14 protein-coding genes and 1 pseudogene are annotated in these 15385 nt (G+C 71.9%); 13 read left to right on the top strand and 2 right to left on the bottom strand.

What is annotated here, in order from left to right; translation table 11 throughout:
• The first annotated feature begins 59 nt into the window (after positions 1-59).
• The 11 genes from rbfA (at position 60) to AB0F40_RS01535 (ending at position 12314) form a co-directional block, all read left to right on the top strand.
• Positions 60-497, top strand: coding sequence for a 30S ribosome-binding factor RbfA (gene rbfA, locus AB0F40_RS01485; RefSeq protein ID WP_357463053.1), 438 nt, complete (start codon positions 60-62; stop codon positions 495-497).
• A gap of 136 nt (positions 498-633) precedes the next feature.
• Positions 634-1713, top strand: a complete 1080-nt coding sequence (gene truB, locus AB0F40_RS01490) for a tRNA pseudouridine(55) synthase TruB (RefSeq protein ID WP_357463056.1) — start codon at positions 634-636, stop codon at positions 1711-1713.
• Positions 1714-1861: 148 nt separating this feature from the next.
• On the top strand, positions 1862-2884 hold the full coding sequence (locus tag AB0F40_RS01495) for a bifunctional riboflavin kinase/FAD synthetase (RefSeq protein ID WP_357463059.1): 1023 nt from the start codon (positions 1862-1864) through the stop codon (positions 2882-2884).
• Between the two features lie 123 nt (positions 2885-3007).
• Positions 3008-4480, top strand: a complete 1473-nt coding sequence (locus AB0F40_RS01500) for an ATP-binding protein (protein WP_357463062.1) — start codon at positions 3008-3010, stop codon at positions 4478-4480.
• A gap of 7 nt (positions 4481-4487) precedes the next feature.
• The gene (locus tag AB0F40_RS01505) at positions 4488-5168 is read left to right on the top strand and encodes an ABC transporter ATP-binding protein (RefSeq protein ID WP_357463065.1); all 681 of its coding nucleotides are present in this window, start codon (positions 4488-4490) and stop codon (positions 5166-5168) included.
• Positions 5165-6709 (top strand): DUF6297 family protein, encoded by a 1545-nt coding sequence (locus tag AB0F40_RS01510; protein WP_357463068.1) that lies wholly within the window; start codon positions 5165-5167, stop codon positions 6707-6709. Before AB0F40_RS01505 ends, AB0F40_RS01510 begins: the two co-directional genes overlap by 4 nt.
• Before the next feature lie 168 nt (positions 6710-6877).
• Positions 6878-7147 (top strand): 30S ribosomal protein S15, encoded by a 270-nt coding sequence (gene rpsO, locus AB0F40_RS01515; RefSeq protein ID WP_020016810.1) that lies wholly within the window; start codon positions 6878-6880, stop codon positions 7145-7147.
• Positions 7148-7367: 220 nt separating this feature from the next.
• Positions 7368-9620 (top strand): polyribonucleotide nucleotidyltransferase, encoded by a 2253-nt coding sequence (locus AB0F40_RS01520; protein ID WP_357463073.1) that lies wholly within the window; start codon positions 7368-7370, stop codon positions 9618-9620.
• 1 nt (position 9621) lies between these two features.
• Positions 9622-10950 (top strand): pitrilysin family protein, encoded by a 1329-nt coding sequence (locus tag AB0F40_RS01525; protein WP_357463076.1) that lies wholly within the window; start codon positions 9622-9624, stop codon positions 10948-10950.
• A gap of 84 nt (positions 10951-11034) precedes the next feature.
• Complete coding sequence (dapB, locus tag AB0F40_RS01530; RefSeq protein WP_357463079.1) at positions 11035-11808, top strand: 4-hydroxy-tetrahydrodipicolinate reductase; 774 nt, start codon at positions 11035-11037, stop codon at positions 11806-11808.
• Complete coding sequence (locus AB0F40_RS01535) at positions 11805-12314, top strand: hypothetical protein (RefSeq protein WP_357463082.1); 510 nt, start codon at positions 11805-11807, stop codon at positions 12312-12314. The genes dapB and AB0F40_RS01535 overlap by 4 nt, the downstream gene beginning before the upstream one ends.
• On the opposite strand, the gene AB0F40_RS01540 is transcribed toward AB0F40_RS01535, so the two are convergent.
• Entirely contained in the window at positions 12299-12922 is a 624-nt protein-coding gene (locus AB0F40_RS01540) for a TetR/AcrR family transcriptional regulator (protein ID WP_357463085.1), read from the bottom strand. The two genes, AB0F40_RS01535 and AB0F40_RS01540, sit on opposite strands and share 16 nt — an antisense overlap.
• Before the next feature lie 163 nt (positions 12923-13085).
• On the opposite strand from AB0F40_RS01540, the pseudogene AB0F40_RS01545 reads away from it, so the two are divergent.
• Both AB0F40_RS01545 and AB0F40_RS01550 read left to right on the top strand, forming a co-directional pair.
• Positions 13086-13843, top strand: a pseudogene (locus AB0F40_RS01545) (SDR family oxidoreductase).
• A complete protein-coding gene (locus tag AB0F40_RS01550; protein WP_357463088.1) occupies positions 13843-14256 on the top strand; it encodes a nitroreductase/quinone reductase family protein in 414 nt (137 codons plus the stop codon). Before AB0F40_RS01545 ends, AB0F40_RS01550 begins: the two are co-directional and overlap by 1 nt.
• Before the next feature lie 55 nt (positions 14257-14311).
• Here AB0F40_RS01550 and AB0F40_RS01555 read toward each other — a convergent pair whose 3' ends face one another.
• On the bottom strand, positions 14312-15274 hold the full coding sequence (locus tag AB0F40_RS01555) for a TIGR03557 family F420-dependent LLM class oxidoreductase (RefSeq protein ID WP_357463091.1): 963 nt from the start codon (positions 15272-15274) through the stop codon (positions 14312-14314).
• Positions 15275-15385 lie beyond the last annotated feature (111 nt).

Here is a 15385-nt window from a genome sequence, read left to right on the forward strand (position 1 = left end):
GCCCGGCCGGCTCGTCCGGCGGGGCGGATACCCCGCACTCACGCTGAAAGGATTGGTTCATGGTCGATAATCCACGGTCTCGCAAGCTCGCCGACCGCATCAAGGTGATCGTCGCGCAGATGATCGACACGAAGATCAAGGACCCGCGGCTCGGCTTCGTGACGATCACGGACGTCCGGGTGACCGGAGACCTGCAGAACGCCTCGGTGTTCTACACGGTCTACGGCTCGGACGAGGACCGCGAGGGAACGGCCGCCGCGCTGAAGAGCGCGACGGGCCTGATCCGATCGGAGGTCGGGAAGCAGACGGGTATCCGCCTGACGCCTACCGTCGAGTTCCACCTCGACTCCGTGCCCGACACCGCCGCCAACCTCGACGCCGCCCTGATCGAGGCTCGCAAGCGCGACGCCGAGCTCGAGGCGCTGCGTGCCGGTGCCCGGTACGCGGGTGACGCGGACCCCTACAAGAAGCCGCGCGAGGACGACGAGGTCGAGTGACCTCCGGCTCATCGCTCGCGCGTGACCTCGACGCCGCCTGCCGCCTCACCGGGACGCCCACGCTCCGGTCGGGCCAGGCGGCGTCGTCGTCTCCGGGCGCCGCGCGGCGCCCCCGAGTCACGAGATACTGGTACCCATGATTTCCCCCACCCCGCAGGCGCCGGTGCGCCGTCCCACGGCCGCCGACGGGTTCGTCGTCGTCGACAAGCCGCAGGGCTGGACCAGCCACGACGTCGTCGGGCGGATGCGACGGCTCGCCGGGACCCGCAAGGTCGGCCACGCCGGCACGCTGGACCCCATGGCGACGGGCGTGCTCGTGCTGGGTATCGGCAAGGCGACCCGCCTGCTCACGTACGTGGTGGGCGCCGACAAGGACTACGACGCCACGATCCGGCTCGGGGTGGCGACCACCACGGACGACGCGGAGGGCGCCGTCGCCGCGCTGGGGGACCCGAGCGCCGTCGAACGGGTGGACCGGGCCGCGCTGGACGCCGCTATCGCCGACCTCACGGGCGACATCCAGCAGGTCCCGACGAAGGTGTCCGCGATCAAGGTGGACGGCAAGCGCGCGTACGCGCTGGTCCGGGCGGGTCAGGAGGTCGAGCTCCAGGCGCGGCCCGTCACCGTGTCCCGGTTCGACGTCCTGGACGTCCGCGTCGCCACGGCGATCGTGCCCGACGGCGAGCCGGGTGACGTCTACGTGGACGGGCCCGCCGACGGGGATCCCGACGCGCGGCCGGACGTGGCGCCGACCGCGGCCGAACCGGGGAACGGTCCGACGCGCGAGATACCGGTGGTCGACGTGGACGTGCGCGTGACCGTGTCCTCCGGGACCTACGTGCGGGCCCTGGCGCGGGACCTGGGCACCGCGCTCGGCACGGGGGGGCACCTGACGATGCTGCGCCGGACCCGCGTGGGCGGCTACGAGCTGGCCGGCGCGCGCACGCTGGAACAGCTCGAGGCACAGGCCGACGCCGACGGCACGCTGGCCACGCTCCCGCTGGCCGAGGCCGCCCGGGCCACGTTCCCGGTGCGCGAGCTCGACGACGACGAGGTGCGCGCGCTCGGCTACGGCCAGTGGGTGCAGCCGTCGGGCCGCCCCGAGGTGATGGCGGCGCTGTCGCCGTCGGGCGCGCTGGTGGCGCTCCTGGAGGACACCCGCCGGCGGGGCGAGAACCTCGCCAAGCCGGTGCTGGTGCTCGCGCCGGCGAGCTGAGCCGCCGGCCGGCGATCCGATCCGGGGCGGGGCGGGCTCCGGCCGGGCACGCGACTTCGAAAACACGCCGTAGGCTTTTGGGGATCGGTGCGGACGTCGCGTGCGCGGCCCCGCACCAGCGCCACCCGATTCATGAGGAGCAACCCGCGTGCAGCTGTGGACGGACCTGGAACAGGTTCCCCCGGGATTCGGGCCATCAGTGGTGACGATCGGCAACTTCGACGGCGTCCACCGCGGCCACCAGGCGGTGCTCGACCGCATCCTCCGGCTCGCCCGCGGGGAGTCGGCCAGGGCCGTCGCCGTGACGTTCGAGCCGCACCCGTCCGCCGTGCACCGGCCCGAGTCGGCCCCCGAGCTGATCACCGGCCTGGAGGACCGTCTGGCGCTCATGGAGCGCACGGGCCTGGACGCGACGTTGCTCGTGAGCTACACGCTCGACTTCGCCGCCCAGACGCCCGAGGAGTTCGTCTCCCGGTACCTGGTGGACGGCCTCGGTGCTCGCACGGTGGTCGTGGGCCACGACGTGCGCTTCGGCAAGCAGAACGCCGGTACGCTGGCCACCATGGTCGAGCTCGGTGGCCAGCACGGGTTCGAGGTGGTCGCCATCGACGACGTCGGCGACTTCCCGCGGCCAGCGGGCGACGGGCACCACCGGTGGTCGTCGACGGCGGTGCGCGCGCTGCTCGCGGAGGGCGACGTCGACCAGGCCGCCGACGTGCTCGGCCGCCCGCACCTCGTACGCGGCACGGTGGTGCACGGTGACGCCCGTGGCCGGGAGATGGGCTTCCCGACCGCCAACCTCGGCGACATCACCGGGCTCGTGCCGGCCGACGGCGTCTACGCCGGATGGCTGCGCCGCGGCACCGCCGCCACCTGTGCGAGCCTCGCGGGGCCCGAGGGGGACCGGGCCGCCGTGTCGGGCGCCGGGATGGGCCAGGAGGAGATCCTGCCCGCCGCGATCTCCGTCGGCACCAACCCGACGTTCGACGGCGTCGAGCGCCGCGTCGAGGCGTACGTGCTCGACCGCACCGACCTCGACCTGTACGACCAGACGGTCGTGCTCGAGTTCGTGGCCCACCTGCGGCCCACGCTGCGGTTCGACGGCATGGAGCCGCTCATCGCCCAGATGAACGACGACGTCGCGCAGGCCAGGAAGATCCTGCGGCCGTAGGGCTCGGACAGGAAGTTGGCCGGGCGGGCGGCCGCAGAACCCTTGAGCCGCCACGCACGGAGCCACGCGGCTGGCTAAACTAAGATACGATCTTACTAAGATCCGATCTTAGTTTGGAGCGCCATGGATTTTCACGGTCGAGACTCGGACCTGCGCCGGCTCTCGAGACTCCTCGACGGTGTCGAGAGCAAGGCGGGAGCTACGCGGGGCAGGGCCGTGATCATGACGGGCCGTCGCCGTGTCGGCAAGTCGCGGCTCGCACAGGAGTTCTGTGATCGCACCGGTCGGGAGTACTTCATGTTCCAGGCGACGCGTGGCCGCAACGCGATGGCCGAGCGGCGTGATTTCCTGGCCGCGCTCACGCAGTCAGGTCTGAACGCACCCGCCATCTTCGCGCACCTGAGCCCGCCGGACTGGAACGGCACACTGCGTGCGCTGGCCGAGTTCCTGCCGGATGACAGGCCGACCGTGGTGGTGCTCGACGAAGTTCCTTGGCTCGTCGAGCAGGATGCCGAGTTCGAGGGAGCGCTGCAGACGGTCTGGGACCAGGACCTGTCGCAGAAACCGGTTCTCCTGATCTTGATCGGCAGCGACCTGTCGGTGATGGAGGCGCTGCAGACCTATGGGCGGCCGTTCTTCGGACGTGCGACGAAGCTCGACATCACACCGCTGAACGTGGCAGACGTCCAGGACATGACTGGACTGGGGGCCGCCGAGGCGATCGACACGCACCTGCTCACCGGAGGCTTCCCCGAGATCGTCCAGACCTGGGAGGCCGGGCAGCCCCGGGTGGAGTTTCTCCGAGGCATGGTCAGTGACCCGCTCTCGCCGCTGCTCGTCGCAGGTGAGCTGTCCCTGCTCGGCGAGTTCCCCGAGTCGTCGCGCAGCCGGGCCATCCTTGAAGCCATCGGTGACGGCGAGCGGACGTTCTCTGCCATCGCCGCTGCGGCCGGAAGCTCGGGCGCTCTGCCTGCCGGCACCTTGAACCCCCTGCTCAAGACCCTGGAGGCCAAGCGGATCGTCGAGACCGACCTACCGTTGTCGACGTCGTCCGACACAAAGAATAAGCGGTACCGCATCAGCGACTCGTACCTGCGCTTCTGGCTCGCCTTCTTGCGCCGCGCGATTCCGTTCGTCGAACGCGGGCGCAGCGACGTGGCGCTGGACCGGATCGAGCGGTCATGGTCCACCTGGCGCGGTCGGGCCGTGGAACCACTCGTCCGGGAATCGTTGCTGCGCATCTTGCTGGACTCCCGGTGGCCCGAGGTCGAAGCGGTCGGGGGCTGGTGGAACCGGCAGAACAACCCCGAGGTCGACCTGGTCGGCGCGGACCGCACGCCCACGGCGCGGCGCGTGGAGTTCCTCGGGTCGGTGAAGTGGTACGAGACCGCCAGCTTCGGAGCGCACGAGCTCAAGGAGCTCGCCCGAGCCCGTGGCGCTGTGCCAGGTACGGGCGATGCCACACCCCTGGTCGCCGTCTCACGGTGCGGCGTGGATCCGGGACTCCCGCTGGCGGCGCACTGGGGTCCGGACGAGATCGTCGGCGCCTGGCGACAAGGACCCGACCGGGAGACCTTTCCCTGGCTCGCGCGTTGAGGTGGACATGACGTCACTCGAACTGACCGACCTGCTCGTCGGCTACGGCGGCCACGCCGTCTGCCCGCCGGTCTCGCTCACCCTGAGCCCCGGCGACGTCGTCGCCGTGATCGGTACCAACGGCACCGGCAAGTCCACCCTGCTGCGTACGGTGCTCGGGCTGCAGGAGCCGCTGTCCGGCACGGTCAGCGCCTTCGGGCGCGCCGTCGACGAGCGTGAGCGGCACTTTCGCGCCCGGGTGGCGGGCGTGCTGGACGACGACGCGTTCTTTCCCGGCGTGACCGTCCGCGAGCACCTCGTGCTCACCGCGCGCGGCCACGGTGTGCCCGACGCCGGCGCGGTCACCGACCAGGTGCTGGACCACGTGGGCATCACCGGACACGGCGGCGCCATGCCGCACACCCTGTCGTCCGGGCAGCGCCGCAGGTTCCTGCTGGCCAGCGCTCTGGTGCGCCCGCGCGACCTGCTCGTCCTGGACGAGCCGGAGCAGCGCCTCGACACCGCCATGCGCGCCCGGCTCGCCGACCTGCTGCGTGCGGAGGCCTCCGCTGGCACCGCGGTCCTGTTCGCCACGCACGACGACCGGCTCCTGGCCGGGACCGGCGCCGGCGCGCTGTACCTGTCCGACGACGGCGCCGCCATGGTGCCGCCGGCAGAGGCGCCGGGTGTGCTGGCGGGCTTCCGGTGACGGGCGGGCAGACGGACATCGCAGCGGACCAGCCGGCGCTCCCACGGCCCGTCGGGTACGAGGACGAGCGCCTTACGGGCGCCGAGCTGCGCCGCCTGACTGCACGCGTCCGGGCGCACAACCTCCCTGCTGAGGCGGGCCGGGTCGCCATGGACGTCGGCGAGGTCGTGGTCTCCCTCGCGCTCGTCGCGCTGTACGTGTGGGGGTTCGGCGCGCCCGTGCGGGAGGTGCTCGAGTCCGACGCCACCGGGTTCGGACTGGGGCCCGGCCTGGTCCAGGCACTGGTCCTCGCGCTGGCGGCCATCGCGGGCACGGTGCTCGCCCTACGGCTCGGGCCGGCCGGCCTGCCCGCCGCCGGGGTGCGCTGGTGGGTGCCTACCCCGGCCGACCGGGCCGGGCTGACCTCGCCGTCCGTGGTACGCACGGTGCTCATCGGGGTCGGCGCGGGCCTCGTCGTCGGCGGCCTGCCCGCGGCGTTCGTGGGTGTCGGCCTCGCCGGGATCCTCGTCGACGCGGCACTCGGCGGGGCCCTCGGGCTCCTGGTCGTCGCCGGGACCGGTGTGCTGCAGGTGACCGGGGCGGCGTCGGGCAGCGTGCCGGGGCGGGTGCTCAACCTCCTGCTCGCCGCGGTGCCGCTGGCCGGGCTCGGCGTGGCCCTCTGGGCACCGGGATGGACCGCCTGGGCCGTGCCGTGGCCCGTGCCCACGGGGCTGGTCGTGGCCGGGGGCGCGGCGCTCGCCTTCTGGGCCACCCGTCTGCACCGCCTGCGGGCGGGCGAGCTCCGGGACCGCGCGTCGGCGGCGATGCAGGTCTCGGCAGCCCTGCTCTCGCTCGACAGCGGCGGCATGAGCCGCGCGCTCGGCGCGGGCCGGACGGCGTCCCGCGTGCTGCCCTCGCTCCCCGGAACGGCGCGCGGCCCAGCCGGTGCCCTGCTCGCCGCGGACGCCACGCTCCTTGCCCGCTCGCCGTCCGCGCTCGCCGGCCTGGTCGCGCTCGCCGCGACCGGGGCCTTCCTCGTGCAGGTGCCGGCGCTGGCCGGCGGGATCGGGCTGTGGGCGGTCCTCGCCCTCGCCGGGTACGCGGGGGCGATCGCCGGTGCGGTGGGCCCCCGGTCGGCGGGGGAGAACCCGCGCCTGGACTCCCTGGTGCCGCTGGGCGCCCGTGCCACCCGGGCCGTTCGGACGGCGTGGCCGGTGCTGACCTCCGCGGTCGTCCTGCTGGCCGTCGCCGCGGCGGTCGGGGGCGGGCCGTGGCTCCTGCTGGGCGGCCTCTCCGCCGTCGTGCTCGGGGCCGCCGCCGTGCGGACCGCCTATCGCGGGCCGGTGCCGTGGGACGTCCCGATGATCGCCACGCCGGCGGGTGGCGTGCCCACCGGACTGGTGCTGCACCAGCTCAAGGGCCTGGACCTGGCAGTGCTCGGCACCCTCCCGCTGGCGTGGGTGGTGGTCTCCGGGACGGTGCTGCCCTCGATGATCGCGCTGCAGGCGGCGTTCGCCGTCGGCGCGGTGCTGTGGGCGGTGCACGTCAAGCGCACCGACTGACCGGGCGGTCCGGTCGTGGGCCGCCCGATGTCACAGCTGACGCCGCGTCAGCGGGCGGGCAGGTCGCCTCAACACTGGTAATGTTGTATTGCCGTCTGAACGGCCGCGGATCGAGAGCGCCCGGTGAACAAGTCCCGGAGCACCGCGCAACGACACTGAAGGAGAGCCATGCCGCTCGACACTGCCACGAAGCAGCAGATCATTTCCGAGTACGGGACCAAGCCGGGCGACTCGGGCTCACCGGAGGTGCAGATCGCGCTCCTCACGCAGCGCATCAAGGACCTCACCGAGCACCTCAAGGAGCACAAGCACGACCACCACAGCCGTCGTGGTCTGCTGCTCCTCGTGGGCCAGCGCCGTCGTCTCCAGGGTTACCTCAAGGGGATCGACATCGAGCGCTACCGCGCCCTCGTCGACAAGCTCGGCCTGCGCCGCTGACATGACGCCCACCAGCCCGGCCCCCGCTGCGGGGGCCGGGCTGGTCTGGTGAGATGCTGTAGTACGACAACACAACCGCGCCGCCCGTGACCTCGTCCGGTCTTCGGTAGTGGCTTCCCGAACCCCTCGCCTGTGGCGAGCGGTGGTTCGGTAGGCCTCGATCGATGACCGTCGGGTACGGGGGCGTTCCGAGAGAACACCCAACAGAAGGAGGGCACCCGTGGAGGGTCCCGAGATCCAGTTCGCCGAGGCCGTCATCGACAACGGTCGCTTCGGCACCCGCACCGTCCGGTTCGAGACCGGACGCCTCGCCAAGCAGGCCGGTGGCGCTGTCGCCGCGTACCTCGACGGCGAGACCATGCTGCTGTCGACCACGACGGCCGGCAAGCACCCCAAGGACCAGTTCGACTTCTTCCCGCTGACGGTGGACGTCGAGGAGCGGATGTACGCCGCCGGGCGCATCCCCGGCTCGTTCTTCCGTCGTGAGGGTCGCCCGTCGACCGACGCGATCCTGACCTGCCGCCTGACCGACCGCCCGCTGCGCCCCCTGTTCGTCAAGGGCCTGCGTAACGAGGTCCAGGTCGTCCTGACGGTCATGGCGCTGCACCCCGACGACGCGTACGACACGCTGGCGATCAACGCCGCGTCGGCGTCGACCCAGATCTCCGGCCTGCCGTTCGACGGCCCGATCGGTGCGGTCCGCATCGCTCTGGTCGACGGCCAGTGGGTCGCGTTCCCCAAGTACTCCGACAAGGAGCGCGCGGTCTTCGACATGGTCGTGGCCGGCCGTGTCGTCGGCGACGACGTGGCGATCGCCATGATCGAGGCCGAGGCCACCGACAACGCGTGGAACCTCATCAAGAGCGAGGGTGTCGCGGCGCCGACCGAGGACGTCGTCGCAGAGGGCATCGAGGCGGCAAAGCCGTTCATCAAGGCCCTGTGCGACGCGCAGGCGCACCTCGCCGCGCAGTCCGCCAAGGAGACGCAGGACTTCAAGCTCTTCCCGGACTACCAGGACGACGCGTACTCCGCCGTCGAGGCGGCAGTCGCCACCGCGACGCGCGAGGCGCTCACCATCGCGGACAAGCAGGACCGCGAGAACACGCTGGACGGCATCAAGGCCGGCCTGCAGGAGCAGCTGGCCGGGCAGTTCGAGGGCCGCGAGAAGGAGCTGTCCGCAGCTTTCCGCTCGCTGCAGAAGCAGCTCGTCCGCCAGCGCGTGCTCACCGACGGCGTCCGCATCGACGGCCGTGGCCTCGCGGACATCCGCACCCTCTCGGCCGAGGTCGAGGTGCTGCCCCGCGTGCACGGCTCGGCGATCTTCGAGCGCGGCGAGACCCAGATCCTGGGTGTCACCACGCTGAACATGCTCCGCATGGAGCAGCAGATCGACTCGCTCGGTCCGGAGACGCGCAAGCGCTACATGCACAACTACAACTTCCCGCCGTACTCGACCGGTGAGACGGGCCGCGTGGGCAGCCCGAAGCGCCGCGAGATCGGCCACGGAGCGCTCGCCGAGCGTGCCCTGGTGCCGGTCCTGCCGAGCCGCGAGGAGTTCCCGTACGCGATCCGCCAGGTGTCCGAGGCGCTCGGCTCCAACGGTTCGACCTCCATGGGCTCCGTGTGCGCGAGCACGCTGTCGCTCCTGAACGCCGGTGTGCCGCTGCGCGCCCCGGTCGCGGGCATCGCGATGGGCCTCGTGTCCGACACGGTGGACGGCGAGACCCGTTACGCCGCGATGACCGACATCCTGGGCGCCGAGGACGCGTTCGGTGACATGGACTTCAAGGTCGCCGGCACCAAGGAGTTCGTCACGGCCATCCAGCTCGACACCAAGCTCGACGGCATCCCCGCCTCGGTGCTGGGTGCTGCGCTCGGCCAGGCCCGCGACGCCCGCCTGACCATCCTCGAGGTGCTCGACGAGGCGATCGACACGCCCGACGAGATGTCCCCGAACGCCCCGCGCGTCATCACGGTGAAGGTGCCTGTCGACAAGATCGGCGAGGTCATCGGCCCGAAGGGCAAGATGATCAACCAGATCCAGGAGGAGACGGGCGCGGACATCTCCATCGAGGACGACGGCACCGTCTACATCGGTGCCACCGACGGCCCGTCGGCCGAGGCCGCCCGCGCGGCGATCAACGCGATCGCCAACCCGCACGTCCCCGAGGTGGGCGAGCGGTTCGTCGGCACGGTCGTCAAGACGACGTCGTTCGGCGCCTTCATCTCGCTCTCCCCTGGCAAGGACGGTCTGCTGCACATCAGCCAGATCCGCAAGCTCGTGGGCGGCAAGCGCGTCGAGAACGTCGACGACGTGCTGTCCATCGGCCAGAAGGTCCAGGTCGAGATCGGTGAGATCGACCCCCGCGGCAAGCTCTCGCTGGTCGCCGTGACCGACGAGGACGAGGCGGCTCCGGCCGACTCCGCGAAGGCGGACGACACCGCATCTGTGCCGGCTGACCTGGACGCCTGACATGACGTGGCACCTCCCGCTCGTCCCTGCGGGCGAGCCCGGTGCCGAGCTGACCGCCGGGCAGGACGGGGCGACGATTCGTCGCTCCGTCCTGCCCGGCGGTGTCCGTGTACTCACCGAGAACATGCCGGGCCAGCGCTCGGCCACGATGGGTGCGTGGATCGGCGTCGGCTCACGGGACGAGACCGACGGCCACTTCGGCTCGACGCACTTCCTGGAGCACCTGCTCTTCAAGGGGACCGCCCAGCGGTCCGCGATGGACATCGCCGAGGCGTTCGACGCCGTCGGCGGTGAGGCGAACGCGGCCACCGGCAAGGAGCACACCTGCTACTACGCGCGGGTGCTGGACTCCGACCTGCCGATGGCGGTCGACGTCATCTCCGACATGCTCACCTCCGCGCGGCTCGACACCGACGAGCTCGAGACCGAGCGCGGCGTGATCCTCGAAGAGCTCGCGATGGACGACGACGACCCGACCGACGTCGCGCACGAGCGGTTCTCCGCCCTCGTCCTGGGCGACCACGCGCTGGGCCGCCCCATCGGCGGCACGCCCGAGACGATCAACGCCGTCCCGAGGGACGCCGTCTGGGACCACTACCGCTGGAACTACCGGCCGGAGACCCTCGTGGTCACGGCCGCGGGCGGGATCGACCACGACAAGCTCGTGCACCAGGTCACGCAGGTGCTGGCCGACGGCGGGTGGGACCTCGACGCGGCCACCGCACCGTGCGACCGCCGGGTCTCCACCGAGGACCGGACGGGTGTGCCGGAGGCGGGCGCGGAGCTGACCGTCACCCGCCAGGTCGAGCAGGCCAACATCATCGTCGGCTCGACGGGCATCGCGGCGACGGACGACCGGCGCTTCGCGCTGTCCGTGCTGAACGCGGTGCTGGGCGGGGGCATGTCGTCCCGGCTGTTCCAGGAGATCCGCGAGAAGCGAGGCCTGGCGTACTCGACGTACTCGTTCGCCTCCGCGCACGGTGGGCTCGGGACGTTCGGCCTGTACGCGGGCTGCGCGGCGGCCAAGGTGGACCAGGTGACCGACCTGCTCGTCGAGGAGCTCGAGAAGCTCGCGCACGACGGGATCACCGAGGCCGAGCTGAAGCGGTCGATCGGCCAGCTCTCCGGCGGTACGGTGCTCGGGCTGGAGGACTCCGGTGCGCGGATGAGTCGCCTGGGCAAGGCCGAGCTCGTGTACGGCGACCTGCTCTCGCTGGAGGAGTCGCTGGAGCGCATCCAGTCGGTCACGGCGGCGGACGTCCGGTCCCTGGCCGAGGACCTGGCGGCGCGCCCGAGGTCGATCATCCGAGTGGGCCCGTTCGACAACTGACCCGTTGAGTGCGGGGTATCTGTCGAATCGGGGCGTTCGATCCGACAAATAGCCAGCACTCAACGGAGGACAAGGTGGTAGATCGTGAGTGACATCAAGGTTGCCGTGATTGGCGCCGGCGGGCGCATGGGGACGCAGGCGTGTGCGGCGGTCGAGGCCGCGGACGGCCTCGAGCTGGTGGCGAGGCTGGACCACGGAGACACGATCTCCCGGGGCACGCTCGCCGGGGCCGACGTCGCCGTGGACTTCACCGTTCCCGCCGCCACCGAGGCCAACGTGCACGCGGTGCTCGACGCCGGCGCGCACGCCGTGGTGGGCACGACCGGCTGGGACGACGACTCGCGCGCCCGCGTCGCCGCACACCTCGCCGAGCTGTCCCCCAGGGGGACGGGCGGCCGGGAGGCGCTCGGTGTGCTCATCGCCCCGAACTTCGGGCTGTCGGCGGTGCTCGCGATGACGTTCGCCGCGAAGGCCGCGCGCTACTTCGAGTCGGCGGAGGTCGTCGAGCTGCACCACCCGAACAAGGTGGACGCGCCGTCGGGCACCGCGCGGCACACCGCAGCGGCCATCGCCACGGCCCGCGCCGAGGCGGGCCTCGGGCCGTCGCCCGACGCGACCGAGGCGGGCTGGGAGGCGCGAGGGGCCGACGTCGACGGGGTGCGCGTGCATGCCGTGCGGCTGCGCGGGCTCGTGGCGCACGAGGAGATCCTCTTCGGCAACGAGGGTGAGCAGCTCATCATCCGGCAGGACTCGTTCGACCGGGCCTCGTTCATGCCCGGCGTGCTGCTCGCGATCCGGTCGGTGGTGTCGCGGCCGGGGCTGACCGTCGGGCTCGAGCACGTGCTGGACCTGTCGTGAGCGAGCCGGAGACCGGTCGTTCGGACCAGAGCCCGCGCACGCCACCGGCGTCGGGCCGGAAGATCCCCAAGGGCCTGCCGGGCACGCTGGCCGTGACGCTGCTGCTCGTGCTGTACGTGTGGCAGATCGCCGGTCGCGGCGTAGCGATGGTCCGCACGGGCGAGCCGGTCCTGATCGGCATCGGCCTGGGCGTGCTGATCATCCCGCTGCTGGTCATCGGGCTGATCGTCCGCGAGTTCCGGCTGGCTGCGACGGTGCAGCGGATGGCGGACACGCTGTTCGCGGAGGGGAACCTCCCCGCGGACGACCTGCCGCGCTCGCCCGGCGGGCGCATCGACCGGTCGGCCGCCGACGAGGCCTTCGAGCCCCGCCGGGCGGCGGTCGAGGCGGCCCCCGAGGACTGGCGCGCCTGGTACCACCTGGCCTTCGCCTACGACGCGGCGGGCGACCGTCGCCGGGCGCGGGAGTCGCTGCGCAAGGCGGCAGGCTTCTACCGGACGGCGTAGCGCGCGACCATCGTGGCGACCGCGTCGTCGACGGCGCGGGCCGTCTCGGCGTCGGAGGGGTTCCAGCCGACGACGGTCAGGCGGGGCCAGAACGTGAAGTTCGAGATCATCCCCATGAACTGGGTGGTGGCGGCCACCGGGTCCTCGATGCGTGCCGCCCCGGAGTCGTGCTCAGCGGCGAGATACCGCCGCACCGAGTCGAAGAACGGCATCTTGCCGACGTCGAAGTGGGTCTCGGCGAGCCCTGGGAAACGCGGCATCTCGGCGATGACGATGCGGTACAGGCCCACCATCTCAGGCCGGGACATCAGGGCCGCGTACCTGCGCCCGTACTCGGCCAGCCCGCCGCTGAGGTCGCCGGACGCCGGCTCGGGGCGCTCGTCGCCGCCCGGGTTCCAGTGCTCCTCGACCATCGACTCGAACAGTTGAGCCTTGGTGGGGAACTGCTTGAACAGCGTGGCCTTGGACACCTCCGCGGCCTCGGCCACCCGGGCCAGCGACGTGCCGGCGTAGCCGTTGTCCAGGAACAGGCTGGTGGCGGCGGCGATGATCGCCGCGCGCTTCTGCTCCGCGAGCTGCTGGTGGTACGTCCCGGTGCCGGTCGCCATGGGCCCATCATGCCTCAGGCTGTGAGGTGAGTCGCTTGACTCACCTCTACGGCCGTGCCTACTCTGATCGAGAGGTAAGTCGCTCGACTCACAACTAGCAAAGGACCGGTCCGTGCAGCGATTCGAGAACAAGACAGTCATCGTCACCGGCGCCGGGGGCGGCATGGGCGTCAGCCACGTGCGCGCGTACCACGCGGAGGGCGCCAACGTGGTGATCGCCGACCGAGACACCGAACGGGGCGCGACGCTCGCCGCCGAGCTGGGGGAGCGGGCCGTGCACGTGGCGCTGGACATCACCAGCGAGGCGCAGTGGGCGGCGGCCGTCGTGACCGCCGAGAACCGGTTCGGTCCCGTCTCCGTGCTCGTGAACAACGCGGGGATGCAGCAGTCGGCGGCGCTGATCGAGGACATGGGCGCCGAGGCGTTCCGGCGCACGCTGGAGGTCAACGTGACCGGCCAGTTCTGGGCATCCGCGCGGTGACGCCGTCCATGCGGCGCGGTGGCGGGGGCGCCGTCGTCAACATCTCCTCGACCATGGGCAACGTCGGCACGGCGTACTACGCGGCCTACACGGCCAGCAAGTGGGCGGTGCGCGGCCTGACCCGGTCGGCCGCGCTGGAGCTGGGCCGCGACGGGATCCGGGTCAACTCGGTGCACCCCGGAGTGGTCTCCACGCCGCTGATCACCACCCCGGCCGCCGAGGGCGAGCGTCCCATCGCGGACTTCTACTCGCCCGAGCCGTTCGCCGTGCCGCGGCTGGGGGAGCCGGCCGAGCTCTCACAGCTCGTGCTCTTCCTGACCTCGGCGGACGCCGCGTTCGCGACGGGCTCGGAGTTCGTGCTCGACGGCGGCCTGCTGCTCGGGCCGGCCCTGCGCTACGAGACCGAGACCGAGGCCGCGAACGAGACCGAGGCCGCGTGATGGACGACGCCGTACGACGGGCCGTCGAGATCACCCCGGCCGCCTCGACCCGGCAGCGGGTCATCGACATCACCACGACGGGCCGGCGTACCGGCCTGCCCCGCCGGATCGAGATCTTCTTCTACCACGTGGCCGGACGCGTCTACCTGTGCAGCGGCACGGTCGACCGGCCGAGCTGGTACGTCAACCTGGTGGCCGAGCCGGCCCTCACCTTCCACCTCAAGCACGGCGTGCGGGCGGACCTGCGGGCCATGGCACGGCCGGTCACCGAGGAGCCGGAGCGGCGCGCGGTGCTGTCCGAGATCGTCGCCGACCTGAACCAGCCCGCCAACCCGGGCCACCTGGCCCAGCCGGTCGACCTGGAGGACTGGGTGCGCCGGACACGGCTGGTCGAGGTGACGTTCCTGGACTGACCGGCGCCCCCCGCGGCAGGGTGGACTCGTCCGCGGGCGATCGGCAGCCGGTACCTCAGAGCGCCCGCAGGCGTTCGAGCAGCGGCCCAGCGGCCTCCGCGAGGAACCGGTCCTGGTTGTGGTCGCCCACCTGCACGATCGAGAGATCGGTGAAGCCGGCGTCCAGGAACGGCCGGGCGCTCTCGGCCAGCTTGTCCAGGTCCGGCCCGCACGCGATCGACGACGCCACGTCCTCCGGCCGCACGAACTGCGTGGCTCCGGTGAACCCGGCGGGGGTCGGCAGGTCGGCGTTCACGGACCAACCGCCGCCGAACCAGCGGAACTCGGCGTGGGCGCGCTCGATCGCCTTCTGCTCGTCCGGGTCCCAGCACACCGGGAGCTGACCGAACGCGCGCGAGCCGCCCGGGTGCTTGTCGTTCCAGCCCTTGACCACCTCCGCGTCGGGCGTCGCCTGGACCAGGTGGTCGCCGAGCGGGGCGAACCGCTTGACCCCGTGCTCGCCGGACACCGCGATGCCGAGCTGGACCCCGGCGTCCGGCACGTCCCAGAGCCGCGCCGAGTCGACGCGGAAGTGCTGACCCTCCCAGGTGACGAGCTCGCCGGTGAGGAGCTCCCGGATGATGTGGATCGCCTCCTCGAGAAGGTCGTGCCGCACGGCGATGCTGGGCCAGCCGTCGCCGATCACGTGCTCGTTGAGGTTCTCCCCGGCGCCGAGACCGAGGACGAAGCGGCCGCCGGCCAGGAGCTGGAGCGTCGCCGCCTGCTGGGCCACCACCGCCGGGTGGTACCGCATCGTCGGACAGGTCACGAAGGTCATCAGCTCGACCCGGTCGGTCGCCTGGGCGACGGCTCCCAGGAGCACCCACGCATTGGGCGCATGCCCCTGCTCGGTCAGCCAGGGGGAGTAGTGGTCGCTGGAGAGCTCGAAGTCGAAGCCGGCCTCCTCGGCGGCCACGGCGTACCGCAGCAGCTCGCGCGGCCCGCTCTGCTCGGTCATGAGGGTGTACCCGATGCGCATGGGGGCTCCTTCCTGCGTCTTCCTCATGACGATAGGCAGGGTGGTTGCCGCTCGCCCCTCGGCTCTCCGCGGTCCGGGCGGCATCCCGACAGCGGAGACATCCGGCGTGCG

The sequence above is a fragment of the Promicromonospora sp. NPDC023987 genome, from assembly GCF_040639055.1.
GTDB lineage: Bacteria > Actinomycetota > Actinomycetes > Actinomycetales > Cellulomonadaceae > Promicromonospora.

Bases quoted from the DNA above. Each gene is read 5' to 3' on its own strand.
- rbfA (WP_357463053.1), top strand. From the start codon at position 60: ATGGTCGATAATCCACGGTCTCGCAAGCTCGCCGACCGCATCAAGGTG.
- truB (WP_357463056.1), top strand. From the start codon at position 634: ATGATTTCCCCCACCCCGCAGGCGCCGGTGCGCCGTCCCACGGCCGCC.
- AB0F40_RS01500 (WP_357463062.1), top strand. From the start codon at position 3,008: ATGGATTTTCACGGTCGAGACTCGGACCTGCGCCGGCTCTCGAGACTC.
- AB0F40_RS01505 (WP_357463065.1), top strand. From the start codon at position 4,488: ATGACGTCACTCGAACTGACCGACCTGCTCGTCGGCTACGGCGGCCAC.
- rpsO (WP_020016810.1), top strand. From the start codon at position 6,878: ATGCCGCTCGACACTGCCACGAAGCAGCAGATCATTTCCGAGTACGGG.
- AB0F40_RS01525 (WP_357463076.1), top strand. From the start codon at position 9,622: ATGACGTGGCACCTCCCGCTCGTCCCTGCGGGCGAGCCCGGTGCCGAG.
- AB0F40_RS01540 (WP_357463085.1), bottom strand. From the start codon at position 12,922: ATGGCGACCGGCACCGGGACGTACCACCAGCAGCTCGCGGAGCAGAAG.
- AB0F40_RS01550 (WP_357463088.1), top strand. From the start codon at position 13,843: ATGGACGACGCCGTACGACGGGCCGTCGAGATCACCCCGGCCGCCTCG.
- AB0F40_RS01555 (WP_357463091.1), bottom strand. From the start codon at position 15,274: ATGCGCATCGGGTACACCCTCATGACCGAGCAGAGCGGGCCGCGCGAG.